The 12826-nt window shown below is 63.4% G+C and carries 15 protein-coding genes; all 15 read left to right on the top strand.

Annotated elements, in window-relative coordinates; all coding sequences use genetic code 11:
- Positions 1-3 precede the first annotated feature (3 nt).
- The 15 genes from HNQ95_RS26285 (at position 4) to HNQ95_RS26215 (ending at position 12692) form a co-directional block, all read left to right on the top strand.
- Positions 4-1257, top strand: a complete 1254-nt coding sequence (locus tag HNQ95_RS26285; RefSeq protein ID WP_067958514.1) for a flagellar hook protein FlgE — start codon at positions 4-6, stop codon at positions 1255-1257.
- A gap of 36 nt (positions 1258-1293) precedes the next feature.
- Positions 1294-2748 carry a flagellar hook-associated protein FlgK gene (gene flgK, locus HNQ95_RS26280; RefSeq protein WP_067958512.1) on the top strand — a complete coding sequence of 485 codons (1455 nt, stop codon included), beginning with the start codon at positions 1294-1296 and terminating at the stop codon, positions 2746-2748.
- 4 nt (positions 2749-2752) lie between these two features.
- Complete coding sequence (locus HNQ95_RS26275; RefSeq protein WP_067958510.1) at positions 2753-3796, top strand: flagellar hook-associated family protein; 1044 nt, start codon at positions 2753-2755, stop codon at positions 3794-3796.
- Between the two features lie 26 nt (positions 3797-3822).
- Complete coding sequence (gene flaF / locus HNQ95_RS26270; protein ID WP_154386455.1) at positions 3823-4170, top strand: flagellar biosynthesis regulator FlaF; 348 nt, start codon at positions 3823-3825, stop codon at positions 4168-4170.
- Complete coding sequence (gene flbT / locus HNQ95_RS26265) at positions 4167-4607, top strand: flagellar biosynthesis repressor FlbT (RefSeq protein WP_067958505.1); 441 nt, start codon at positions 4167-4169, stop codon at positions 4605-4607. Before flaF ends, flbT begins: the two co-directional genes overlap by 4 nt.
- Positions 4607-5020, top strand: a complete 414-nt coding sequence (gene flgD, locus HNQ95_RS26260; RefSeq protein ID WP_154386456.1) for a flagellar hook assembly protein FlgD — start codon at positions 4607-4609, stop codon at positions 5018-5020. The genes flbT and flgD overlap by 1 nt, the downstream gene beginning before the upstream one ends.
- A complete protein-coding gene (gene fliQ / locus HNQ95_RS26255; RefSeq protein ID WP_067958500.1) occupies positions 5017-5283 on the top strand; it encodes a flagellar biosynthesis protein FliQ in 267 nt (88 codons plus the stop codon). The genes flgD and fliQ overlap by 4 nt, the downstream gene beginning before the upstream one ends.
- A 269-nt stretch (positions 5284-5552) precedes the next feature.
- A complete protein-coding gene (locus HNQ95_RS26250) occupies positions 5553-7196 on the top strand; it encodes an MFS transporter (RefSeq protein ID WP_154386457.1) in 1644 nt (547 codons plus the stop codon).
- A gap of 219 nt (positions 7197-7415) precedes the next feature.
- On the top strand, positions 7416-9506 hold the full coding sequence (flhA, locus tag HNQ95_RS26245; protein ID WP_182575625.1) for a flagellar biosynthesis protein FlhA: 2091 nt from the start codon (positions 7416-7418) through the stop codon (positions 9504-9506).
- Positions 9503-10255, top strand: coding sequence for a flagellar biosynthetic protein FliR (gene fliR, locus HNQ95_RS26240; protein ID WP_067958493.1), 753 nt, complete (start codon positions 9503-9505; stop codon positions 10253-10255). The genes flhA and fliR overlap by 4 nt, the downstream gene beginning before the upstream one ends.
- A 3-nt stretch (positions 10256-10258) precedes the next feature.
- Positions 10259-10648, top strand: a complete 390-nt coding sequence (locus HNQ95_RS26235) for a hypothetical protein (protein WP_067958490.1) — start codon at positions 10259-10261, stop codon at positions 10646-10648.
- A 62-nt stretch (positions 10649-10710) separates the two neighbouring features.
- Positions 10711-11265 carry a rod-binding protein gene (locus HNQ95_RS26230; protein WP_067958487.1) on the top strand — a complete coding sequence of 185 codons (555 nt, stop codon included), beginning with the start codon at positions 10711-10713 and terminating at the stop codon, positions 11263-11265.
- Between the two features lie 10 nt (positions 11266-11275).
- On the top strand, positions 11276-11686 hold the full coding sequence (locus HNQ95_RS26225; protein ID WP_154386460.1) for a hypothetical protein: 411 nt from the start codon (positions 11276-11278) through the stop codon (positions 11684-11686).
- Entirely contained in the window at positions 11683-12222 is a 540-nt protein-coding gene (locus HNQ95_RS26220; protein WP_182575624.1) for a hypothetical protein, read from the top strand. Before HNQ95_RS26225 ends, HNQ95_RS26220 begins: the two co-directional genes overlap by 4 nt.
- 110 nt (positions 12223-12332) lie before the next feature.
- Complete coding sequence (locus tag HNQ95_RS26215; RefSeq protein WP_263006254.1) at positions 12333-12692, top strand: SCP2 sterol-binding domain-containing protein; 360 nt, start codon at positions 12333-12335, stop codon at positions 12690-12692.
- Positions 12693-12826: the final 134 nt, after the last annotated feature.

The following is a 12826-nucleotide window of genomic DNA, read 5'->3' as shown; positions in this document are numbered from 1 at the left end:
CCGATGAGCCTTTACGGAATGATGCGAACCGGCGTTTCGGGCATGAATGCCCAGGCGAACCGGCTGTCGACGGTCGCCGACAACATCGCTAACTCGAGCACGACCGGCTACAAGCGCGCCTATACCGAATTCTCGTCGCTGGTGCTGCCCAGCACGCCCGGCGCCTACAATTCCGGCGGCGTCACCACCAAGGTTCTAAACGCAGTCGCCAAGGACGGCACGCTCCAGTACACGACGTCGGGCACCGACCTCGCGGTCCAGGGCAACGGCTTCTTCGTCGTCCAAGACGCGTCTGGTTCGCCCTACCTCACCCGCGCCGGTTCGTTCGTGCCCGACGGCCAGGGTCGCCTCATCAATGCCGCCGGTTACCAGCTGATGGGCTACAGCTACGCAAATGGCATTCCGGCCGCCACCGCCAACGGCTTCGATGGCCTGGTGCCCGTCCAGATCTCGAGCTCCGAGCTCACCGCGCTGCCGACCAAGAACGCCACCTTCACGGCCAACCTGCAGAGCGACGCTGCCGTCTCCGCCGGCCCGCTCCCGAGCACGAATGCCGCCGGCGCGACCTATACGTCGAAATCGTCGATGGTCATGTACGACAATCTGGGCGCCAAGAAGATCGTCGACATCTACTACACCAAGACCGGCGCCAATACCTGGGACGTCGCCGTGTACGACCAGTCCAAGGCGGCGGCCGGAACCTCATTCCCCTATGCCGCAGGCGGTCTGCTGACCAACAGCACCATGACCTTCGACGGCACCACCGGCAAGCTGACCAGTGCCGGCAGCCTCAGCTTCACCGTCCCGAACGGTGCGCCGGTGACCCTCGACATCTCCAAGATGACGCAGCTGGCATCGCCCTACACCGTGACCAAGGCCGTTGCCGACGGCAACGGACCGAGCACCATCGAACGTGTCGAGATCGACACCGACGGCACCATGTACGCCCAGTACGCGGACGGTTCGATGAAGCCTCTGTTCAAGATTCCTCTGGCCGACGTGGCAAGCCCCGACCGTCTCAACAGCCTTTCGGGTAACGTGTTCCGCGAGAGCGCCGACTCCGGCCCGGTCCAGATCGGCTTCGCCGACTCGGGCGGCCTCGGTAAGATGATCTCGGGCGCGCTCGAAAACTCCAACGTCGACATCGCCGAGGAACTCACCGCGATGATCGAGTCCCAGCGTAACTACACTGCCAATTCCAAGGTCTTCCAAACCGGAGCGGACCTGATGGATATCCTCGTCAACCTGAAGAGATAGGACTGACGGGCTTATCGCCCGCTGGAAAAACATAGCATGTCGCTGTCGTCTGCCATTAGCATAGCCCAATCTGCGCTTCGCAACACGTCGCGCCAGACAAGCACTGTTTCCCGCAACGTCGCGGATGCATCAAATCCTGACTACGTGCGCCGCACAGCCGTGCTCGCCAGCACCGGCCCCGGGGCGCGCGTGGTCGAAATCCAGCGTGCGACCAACGAGCAGCTGTTTCGCCAGAACCTGTCTGCCCTGGCCGACTTCACCGGCCAGAACACCCTCCTGGAGGGGCTGCAGAAACTTTCACTCGACGTCAACGGCTCGGAAAACAAGGGCTCGGTCGCAACCCAGCTCGGCAAGTTCCAGCAAGCGCTGCAGCTTTACGCGGCAGCCCCCTCCAACCAGAACCTCGGCACGGCGGCGATCGACGCCGCCCGCCAGGTGGTGCGCTCGCTCAACGACGGCAGCGATGCCATTCAGCGCATCCGCACCGAGACCGACAGCGAGATCGCGACCACCGTCGATGATCTCAACAGGCTTCTCGCCGATTTCGAGCAGGCCAACAAGACGATCATCCAGGGCACCCGCGCCGGCCGCGACGTCAACGACTCCCTCGACCAGCGCGACGCAATCCTGAAGAAGATTTCCGAGATCGTGCCGATCTCGACCTTCAAGCGCGGCGACAACGACATGGTCATCACCACAGGTGATGGCACCACCCTGTTCGAGACCGTCCCACGGGCGGTCACCTTCCAGCCGCTGGCGGGTTACTCCGCCGGCGTGACCGGCAACAAGATTCTCATCGACGGCGTGCCGCTTCAGCCAGGCGTCGGCGCCAACACCAACGCCGGCGGCAAGCTCGCCGGCATGATACAGCTCCGCGACAGTGTCACCACCACGATGCAAGCGCAGCTCGACGAGATGGCGCGCGGACTGATCACCGCCTTCTCGGAGACGGCACCAGCCCTTGCCGACCAGGCCGGCCTGTTCACCTGGTCCGGCGGCCCGGCGGTCCCGCCGGCGGGCGTACTGGTCAATGGCCTTGCGCGCTCGATCAAGATCAATCCGGCGGTCGACCCGCAGATCGGCGGCAATCCCAAGCTGTTGCGCGATGGCGGCATCAACGGCGCGGCCTATGTCAAGAATCCCGCCAGCAACGCTTCTTATGCCGACCTGCTGATCTCTTATGGCAACCGCATCGACCAGACGATGACTTTCGATCCGGCCGCGGGTATCGCCACAAGCTCGAGCCTCAGCACCTTCTCGACCAATTCGATCGGTTGGTTCGAGGGCATGCGCAAGCAGGCGGACACCGCCGCCCAGACCAAGGAAGCGCTGGCTATCCGCACCGCCGAGGCCCTGTCAAACGATACCGCTGTCAATGTCGACATCGAGATGTCGAAGATGCTGGAACTCGAGCAGTCCTATCAGGCCACAGCCCGGCTGTTGAAGGCGGTCGACGACATGCTGGCAGCCCTCCTGGGCGCGGTGAGATAGCGCGATGAAAGCGACGTTCGTCTCCTCCTCCGCGGTCACCAGCGCCCTGCGCTACTCGATGCTGCGCCAGCAGTCCGAGCTCATCAAGGCGCAGAAGGAGGCCAGCTCCGGCTTTGTCGCCGACACCGGCTTGGCACTTGGCGCCCGCACCGCGCAGTCGGTCACACTCCATCGCGACCTCGAGCGCCTCGATGGCATTGTCGACAGCAACGGCCTGGTGTCGTCGCGCCTGTCAGCGACGCAGAAGTCGCTCAACGAGGTCGGCAAGGCCGCACAGACCTTCCTTGCCAGCCTGACCAGCAGTTCCTCCGGTGATGCCGCCTACGCGCTGACCCAGAAGGCGGCGCGCGGCACGCTCGACACGTTGACCTCGGTGCTCAACACCAGCCTCAACGGCGAATATCTGTTTGCCGGCACCAACACCGACGTCAAGCCGATCAACGAATTCAAGGCCGGCTCGCCGGCCAAGGCGGCATTCGACACTGCCTTCCAGACACATTTCGGCTTCACGCAGAACGATCCGGCGGCGCAGTCGATCTCGGCCACCCAGATGGACACTTTCATGACCTCGGTCGTCGAGCCGATGTTCCTCGGCGCCGGCTGGCAGGCCAATTTCTCCAATGCCACCGACCAGGGCATCACCAGCCGCATCACGCTCAACGAAACCACCGAGTCCTCGGTCAGCGCCAACAATGCCGGCATCCGTAAGGTCGCCATGGCCGCCGCCATGGTCAGCGACCTGCTCGATTCCAATGTCGGCGCTGCGGCCCGCGGCGCGCTGGTCACCCGCGCCGTGTCGATTATCGGCAGCGCCATCAGCGACATAGGCCAGCTGGAATCGCAGACCGGCATCATCGAGCAGCGCGTCACCAACGCCACCGATCGCATCAAGATGCAGATGGACCTGTTCGAGCGCCACATCATCAACACCGAGGGCGTCAACCCCGAAAAGGCGGCGACACGCGTCAGCGACCTGATTTCGATGATCGAGAGATCCTACGCATTGACGGCACGTATCCAGAAGCTCAGCCTGATGAATTACCTCTGACCTGAACGGCAACAAACGGGACGCATATGTATCAATTCTCCTATGCCGACATTCAGACCGACTCCGTCGCCGATGCGCGGGATCGCGAACGTCAGCTTCTCAGCCGCTCAATCGACATGCTGATAAGGGCCAGCGAAGCCGGAGCCAATTCCAACGAGGCGATCGCCGCACTGAACTTCACCAACCGCGTCTGGACCTCCCTGATGGACGATCTCGGCAACCCCGAGAATGCTCTCCCCAAGGAGCTCCGCGCCAACCTCATTTCGATCGGCCTGTGGCTGCTACGCGAGTCAGAAGACATCCGCCAGGGCCGCTCCGAAAGCTTCGAGGGCCTGATCGAGGTCTCGCAAATCATCCGCGACGGCATACAATGAAAAACACGCTCAAGATCTCGCTGAAGGCCAACGAGAAGATCTACATCAACGGTGCCGTGGTGCGCGCCGACCGCAAGGTCTCGCTCGAACTGCTCAACGACGTGCAGTTCCTGCTCGAAAGCCATGTGCTGCAACCCGAGCAGGCCTCGACGCCGCTGCGCCAGCTCTACTTCATCCTGCAGGTCATGCTGGTCGATCCGATCGGCGCGGTCCAGGCGCGCGACATGTTCCGCCGCTCGCTGCCGCTGCTGCTCGCCACCTTCGACAATGCGGAAATCCTCTCCAGCCTGAAGCATGTCGACCGCCTCGTTGCCGAGGATCATGTCTACGAGGCGCTGAAGACCATCCGCTCCCTCTATCCACTCGAACAGCGCATCATCGCCGGCGAAGAGACGGCAACGGTGCAACCCGCCCGCGCAGCCGGAGGCAGATTCTGATGCCCATCGATTTCTCCGTGACGCCGCCTGTCGGCTCCAACACCGGCGCCAACAAGTCGACCGGCTCCAAGACGCAGGTCGACTACCAGTCCTTCCTCAAGCTGCTCATGGCGCAGATGAAGAACCAGGACCCGACCAAGCCGATGGAATCGACCGAATATGTGGCGCAGCTCGCCACCTTCTCGCAGGTCGAGCAGTCGGTGCAGATGAATGCGCGCCTCGACCAGATCCTGCAGTCCTCGGCGCTCGCCCAGGCAGACGCCCTGATCGGCCGCAACATCACTTCGGCCGACGGCAAGACGTCGGGCACGGTCACCGAGGTCCGTCTCGCCAAGGACGGCGTCACCGCCGTGCTGTCCGACGGCAAGACCGTCGCGGTCGTCGCGGGCGTCAAGGTCAAGGCTGCCGCGTGAACGAAGCCGATGCCCTCGACCTTGTCCAGTTCGCCATCTGGACGGTGCTGACTGCCTCCGCGCCCGCGGTGGCGGCAGCCATGCTGGTTGGCGTCGGCATCGCCCTGATCCAGGCCCTGACCCAGATCCAGGAAATCACGCTCACCTTCGTGCCTAAGATCGTCGCCATCTTCCTGGTGGTGGCGCTGACCGGCCCGTTTATCGGCGCCCAGATTTCCAGCTTCACCAACGTCATCTTCGAGCGCATCGAAAACGGCTTCTGATGGCTGCGTGGCAAGCCTGTTCGCGCACCGCGACCTGAGACCGTCCCTGTGGACCTTAGCCGCGCCGCCACTGGACCATGCCGGCATCGTACAAATGGGTTCACCCGGCCAGCCGATCATGGTCTAGTCATTCCTGCATGATCGAAATCGATTCCCCGAACAGGTCGTGCATCCACAGGAGGGCCACGGCGTCCTTTGCGCCTCCCGAAGGAGGCTTGGCGCCGTAGCGGCAAATCACACGAGGGCACCCGGCTCAGCCGGCTTGGCGCATGGACGACGACCACCAGTACGAGCAAGGTTCGGCGCTCGCGCCCTTCAAGCACGGCATTTTCCGTTCCGTCTGGTTCGCCAGCCTGGCTTCGAATTTCGGCAGTCTGATCCAGTCTGTCGGAGCCGCCTGGTTGATGACCTCGATCGCCACCTCCTCCGACATGGTGGCGCTGGTCCAGGCCTCGATCTCCCTGCCGATCATGCTGTTTTCGCTCGCGTCGGGCGCACTCGCCGACAGCTACGACCGCCGCCGCGTCATGCTGACCGCGCAGTGCTTCATGTTCGCCGTCTCGGCGGCGCTGACGCTGTTTGCCTATCTCGGCCTGATCACGCCCTGGCTGCTGCTCACCTTCACCTTCCTCATTGGTTGCGGCACCGCACTTAACAACCCGTCCTGGCAGGCCTCCGTCGGCGACATGGTGCCCCGCACGGTGATGCCGGCGGCCGTCGCGCTCAACTCGATGGGCTTCAACATGACGCGCAGCGTCGGCCCGGCCATCGGCGGCATCATCGTCGCCACCGCAGGTGCTGCGGCCGCCTTCGCCGTCAACACGCTGAGCTACTTCGCCATCATCTTCGTACTGTTTCGCTGGCGCCCGCAATATCCGGCAAACCCGCTGCCACGCGAAACGCTCGGCCAGGCCATGGGTGCAGGCCTGCGCTACGTCGCCATGTCGCCCAACATCGGCAAGGTGCTGCTGCGCAGCTTCGCCTTCGGCTTCACCGCCGTCGTCATCCAGGCACTGCTGCCGCTGGTTGCCCGCGACCTCGTCGCCGGCGGCCCGCTGACCTACGGCATCATGCTCGGCGCCTTCGGTGTCGGCGCGGTCGGCGGCGCGCTGATCAGCGGCCGCATCCGCAGCAGCATGACGAGCGAAACCATCGTGCGCTCGGCCTTTCTCGGCTTCGCCCTCTGCAGCTGGATCGCCGCCTTCAGCTCCAATGCCTGGCTCACCTCGGCCGGCCTGCTCGTCGGCGGCGCCTGCTGGGTGCTTGCGCTTTCGCACTTCAACATCACCGTGCAGATGTCGACCCCACGCTGGGTCGTCGGCCGGGCGCTGTCGATCTACCAGATGGCAACCTTCGGCGGCATGGCGCTGGGCAGTTGGATCTGGGGTCTCGTCGCCGAAAGCAACGGCGCGGCCACCGCCCTGATCGTTGCCGGCATCGTCATGCTGGTCGGTGCGGCGATCGGCTTCCTGCTGCCGCTGCCCGAGCACACAGCGCTCAACCTCGACCCGCTCAACCGCTTCCGCGAACCACACCTGGCGCTCGACGTCCGGCCGCGTTCGGGGCCCATCGTCATCTCGATCGAATTCATCATCCGCGAAGAAGATGTACCGGCCTTCCTCGACGCCATGACCGAGCGCCGCCGTGTCCGCCGCCGTGACGGCGCCCGCAACTGGGTGCTGGCGCGCGACCTTGAAAACCCCGAGATCTGGGTCGAAACCTACCACACCCCGACCTGGCTCGAATACATCCGCCACAACCAGCGCGCCACCCACGCCGACGCCGTCATCGGCGACAAGCTGCGCGCCTTGCACAGCGGCCCCCAGCCACCCCGCGTCCACCGCCTGATCGAACGCCCCACCAGCCTGGCGGCAGCCCTCGGCAGTCACAAGGGGCATATCGAGCTGCATTAGGCGTAAGGCCGCAGCGACCGTCGCGAAGCCTGCCCTCCTTGCCAGCTCCATCGCGCGGTCCTTCGACGCCGAAGATTGGCATAAAAAGCGCCCGTCGAAGCTCCGTTGCGTGCCAGCTGCCGCATCTTTTCGCCTGCCTCCCACCCTCGCGCAAGCTTGGCGCAATAGGGTCAGGAAGCCGTGGCATTGGCGCGCGGCGGGATTCGATCGGAAGCATCAATGGCGATCAGCGAAACCATTTCAGGCGCAGGCGTTCCAGCCAGGAACGGACGCGACGTCTTCTTCGCCGTCGGCATCGTCATCATCCTCGCCGTCCTGTTCCTGCCGATCCCGGCCTTCCTGATCGACGTCGGCCTTGCCTTCTCGATCGCCATTTCGGTGCTGATTCTGATGGTCGCGCTGTGGATCCAGCGCCCGCTCGACTTCTCGTCGTTCCCGACCATCCTGCTGATCGCCACGATGCTGCGCCTGTCGCTCAACATCGCCACCACGCGCATGATTCTGTCGCATGGCAATGAAGGCACGCATGCCGCCGGCTACGTCATCTCGGGCTTCTCGAACCTCGTCATGTCCGGCGACTTCGTCATCGGCCTGATCGTGTTCCTGATCCTGATCGTGGTGAACTTCATCGTCATCACCAAGGGTGCGACGCGTATCGCCGAAGTCGGCGCCCGTTTCACCCTCGACGCCATTCCCGGCAAGCAGATGTCGATCGACGCCGACCTGTCGGCCGGGATGATCGACGACAAGACAGCGCAGTTGCGCCGCCGCGAACTGGAAGAAGAAAGCTCCTTCTTCGGCTCGATGGACGGTGCCTCGAAATTCGTCCGAGGCGACGCCATCGCCGGCCTGATGATCACCGCCATCAACATCGTCGGCGGTATCGCTATCGGCTATTTCCGCCACGACATGGGCATGGGCGAAGCCGCTGACGTGTTCATCAAGCTGTCGGTCGGCGACGGCCTCGTCACCCAGATCCCGGCGCTCATCGTCTCGCTCGCCGCCGGCCTGCTCGTCTCCAAGGGCGGCACCCGTGGATCGGCCGACCAGGCGGTGTTCGGCCAGCTCGGCGCCTATCCACGCGCGCTCTATGTCGCCGCCGGCCTGCTGTTTCTGCTCTCGCTCGTGCCCGGTCTGCCGATGTTGCCGTTCCTCTCGCTTGCCGTTGCCATGGCAGCACTCGGCTACTTCATCCCGATGCAGCATAAGCGCCGCATGGCCGAGGTCGACGCTGAAAGGGAGCAGGTCAAGGCCGACAAGGTCGAAGAGGAAAAGAACTCGGTCAAGGCATCGCTCGCCACCGCCGAGATCGAGCTGCTGATCGGCAAGCAGCTGTCGACGCGCCTGCTCGCTACCCATCAGGAACTCGCCTTCCGCATGTCGAAGATGCGCAAGAAGTTCGCCACCCAGTACGGCTTCGTCGTGCCGGAAGTGCGCATGACCGACGACTTCTCGATTCCGCCCAAGAGCTACCAGATCAAGGTGCACGGCACCGTCGTCGCCGAATACCAGATGCGCGTCGGCGAAATCATGGTGCTGCTCGGCTCGCGGGATCTGCCAGACATTCCGGGCGAGGAAGTGCGCGAACCGGCTTTCGGTATGCGCGCCTTCTCGGTGCTCGATTCCTTCGCCGAGGACCTGAAGCGCGAGCAGTTCACCTTCGCCGACAACATGTCGGTGCTGCTCACCCATCTCTCCGAGGTGATCCGCAACAACCTGCCGCAGCTCCTGTCCTACAAGGACATGAAGGCGCTGCTCGAGCGCCAGGACCCCGAATACCGCAAGCTCGCCGACGAGATCTGCACCTCGCACATCACCTATCCCGGCCTGCAGGCGGTGCTCAAGCTTCTGCTCGCCGAGCGCGTCTCGATCCGCAACCTGCACCTCATCATCGAGGCAATCGCCGAGATCTCGCCGCATGTCCGCCGCACCGAGCAGATCGTCGAGCACGTCCGCATCCGCATGGCGCAGCAGATCTGCGGCGACTTGAGCGAAGGCGGCGTGCTCAAGGTGCTGCGCCTCGGCAACCGCTGGGATCTCGCTTTCCACCAGAGCCTCAAGCGCGACGCCAAGGGCGAAGTGCGCGAGTTCGACATCGATCCGCGCCAGCTCGAGGAATTCGGCCAGGAAGCCTCCAAGGCGATCCGCACGCATCTCGAAACCGGTGAGCGTTTCGTGATCGTCACCGCACCCGACGCACGTCCCTATGTCCGCATGATCATCGAAAGGCTGTTTCCGACCCTGCCGGTGCTCAGCCATGTCGAGATCGCCAAGGGCGTCGAACTGCGCGTGCTCGGTACCGTCTCATGAATGCCGCCGCGCAAGGCATGGTCCTTGCGGCGTTCCTGGCCTTCTGTCGCATCGGCGCCTGTTTCATGCTGATGCCCGGAATCTCCAGCGTGCGCGTGCCGATGCATGTCAGGCTGTTCGTCGCCGTCGCCGCCACCGGCGGGTTGCTGATCCACCTCTGGGACCAGATCTTCCCGTTCGTCGACGCTCGTCCCGGCGTGCTGATGCCGATGATCGCATCCGAGCTTCTGATCGGCGGCCTGATCGGGCTGATGGCCAGGCTCTACATCCTGGCGCTGATGTTCATGGGCTCGGCGATCGCCATGCTGATCGGCTTCGGCGGTGTCGGCGGCCACGCGATCGAGGAAAACGAGCCCCAGGCAGCGCTTGCCTCGATCATCTCGATCGCGGCGCTGATCCTGCTGTTTGCCTTCAATTTCCACCACGAGATCATCCGCGCACTGGTCGCCTCCTACCAGGTCGCGCCGGTCAACATGTTCTTCAATCCGCAGGCAGCCCTCGTCGACGTCACCGACACGCTGTCGGAAAGCTTCATGGTGGTGCTGAGGCTGGGCAGCCCCTTCGTCGCCTATGCCATCCTGATCAACCTGACGATCGGCTTCGTCAACAAGCTGACGCCGCAGATCCCGGTCTACTTCATCTCGCTGCCCTTCGTCGTCGCCGGTGGCCTGGTGCTGATGTATTTCGGCATCGCCACCATGCTCAGCCTGTTTGCCGACGGCTTCGTCGACATCACCGTGGGAAGGTAAGGAATGGCCGCGTCGCGCAGGGATCGCCTGAAGAAGCTGGTAGCCGTGCAGGAGCAGCTCAAGGCGCTGCACGAGACGCGCCACGCCGGTTTTGTCGCCAATGCGATTGCCGCCGAAGCCGAGGCGCAATCGCTGTCGGACAGCTTCGACAGCACCGAAGGCATCTCCCAGCTGTTCCCTGAGCTCTACCATCGCCGCATCAAGGAGGCGATCGACAAGAAGCAGCTCAATCTCGGCCTCGCCAATGTCGAGGTCGGCAAGATCGCCACTGCCACCGCCCGCACCAACATGGTCGAGCGCGCCTACCGCGAGGTCCGCCGTCAGGATGAGCGTGACAGCGCCGACCGCGAACGTCTCGAAATCATTGAAAGAAAGTCGGCTGAAGACAAGTAAGGTTGCCGCAAGCTTGACCCTCCACAATCAGCAGTAACGTAAACCCGGAAAGGCGAGCCGCTTTGGCCATCTCCCCACCCAGCGACATCATTCTGGATGTAGCCAAGGCCGTCGAGCCATCAGGCATCCAGGCTGCGCGCGCGGCGCTTGCCAACCGGACCGCCAGCGCGGCCCCGGCCGGAACATTTTCGCTCACCGAAGCCGCCGTCACCGGCGGTGTCACGCGCCAGCCGGACAAGACCTCGGCCGATGCGTCGATGAAGAAGTTCGAGGCAATGGTCCTGCAAACCTTCATCGGCAACATGATGCCGAAGAACACCGAAAGCGTGTACGGCAAGGGCATGGCCGGCGACATGTGGAAGTCGATGATGGCCGAGCATCTCGCCAACCAGACCGCCGAAGCCGGCGGCATCGGTATCGCCAAGACCGTTATGCGCGACCACTACATCAAGGACGAGCAGGTGGTGCCGGTCAGCGGCGTCGCTGGCGGGCCTGAAAAGGCGGCACTCGATGAACAAATGAGCCAGGCCACTGCGCTCATTCAGGAATTGCAGCGGAAGATGGTGCGCTCGCTGGGAAGCGACGATGCCGCCTCCGCCACTGACACAAAATCGTAGAGGATAAGATATGTCGGATCTCTCCGAATACAGGACGAACCTGCCGGTGACGGCCGATCTCATCGACGCTGCCCGCCCGGGCAACGTCGCGGCCATCATCAGCCGGATCGAGGATGCGGTCGAAGAAGAGACCGCTGCGATCCGCACCGACGTCCATTTCGACATCAAGGCATCGAACGCCCGCAAGAGCCGCTATCTCTACGAACTGACCCGCGCCACCAAGGGCCTGGTCGAGGGCGACTACCCGAGCGAGCTCAAGGTCGGTGTCGAACGCCTGCGCGACAAGCTCGTCGCCAATGAACGTGCGATCCTCGCTCATCTCAGCGCCGTCAGTGAAGTCGCCTCCCTGCTCCGCGACGCCATCCAGCGCTCCGAAGCGGACGGCACCTATTCGGCAAACGAATTCGGGTGGGCGCGGTGATCAAGTTCATCGCGGCGGCGCTGTGGATTGTCGCCGTGACCCTCGGCTCGGTCTTCTATTCGTTCCAGGCCGCCGCCAACCTGCCGGCGACCGAAGAGCAGATGCCGCTGCTCGGCGGTCTCGACTATGTCAAGACCGACGTCATTTCGGTGCCGTTGCTCAAAGGTGAGCGCGTGCACGGCTATTTCCTGACGCGCCTCGTGTACACGGTCGAACCCAAGGAAGTCGGAAAGCTATCGGTGCCGATGGCCTCGCTGCTTGTCGATCAGGTCTATTCCTATCTCTACGGCAATCCGCAGATCGACTTCACCGCATATGAGAAGCTCGATCTGGACGGCTTTCGCAACGGCATCCGCGACGCCATCAACGCCCGTGTCGGTTCGAAGCTGATCCACGAGGTAATGGTCGAGCAGATCGACTTCCTGACCCCCGACGATGTCCGCGACAATGCCGTGCGCCAGCGTGAATCGGCTGCTGCCGCAGCAGAGGCCGAGGCGGCAAAGCCAGCCGAAGCAGGCCCGGCCAAAGCACATTGAACCCGACAGGCAGCCAAATTGGCTGCCTTTCGCGCCACGTCGCGTGACCATCGCCAGCCAATTCTACGTTGACGTAAACGTAAGATGCCAGTTATAGGAATTGCAGTCCTGTGACATGGCCGGCTCGTCCGGATTGGTCCGGGGAGGCCGGGCGCAAAGCGCCTTTCAGGAAAGACCAGGAGAGAGCCATGAGCATTCAGGCAGTCGCAGACAAGATCAAGGCGAAGGTGGAGAGCGCCGGCTTTGGCCGCTCGATCAAGTTCGACACCGGCAGCGACGGCGTCATCGTCATCGATGGCACCACCCTGTCGACGACCGATGGCCCGGCCGACTGCACCATCAAGCTGTCGCTCGACGATCTCGAGTCGCTGATCGCAGGCGAGCTCAACCCGACGATGGCGTTCATGACCGGCAAGATCAAGGTCGAGGGCGACATGTCGGTGGCCATGGGCCTGAGCCAGCTGCTCTAAGCCGACAAGACCATCGGAATTGGAAAAGCCCGGCGGTGATGAACTGACCCCGTAAAGTTGGACGGTTCATTGAGCTGGTAGATTTAAGGGCTGGGTCCTGTATTGCACAGGGGCCAGCCCTTTCAGTTTCAGTT

Source organism: Aminobacter ciceronei (assembly GCF_014138625.1).
Lineage (GTDB): Bacteria > Pseudomonadota > Alphaproteobacteria > Rhizobiales > Rhizobiaceae > Aminobacter > Aminobacter ciceronei.
This window is presented reverse-complemented; position numbering and strand designations above follow the sequence as displayed.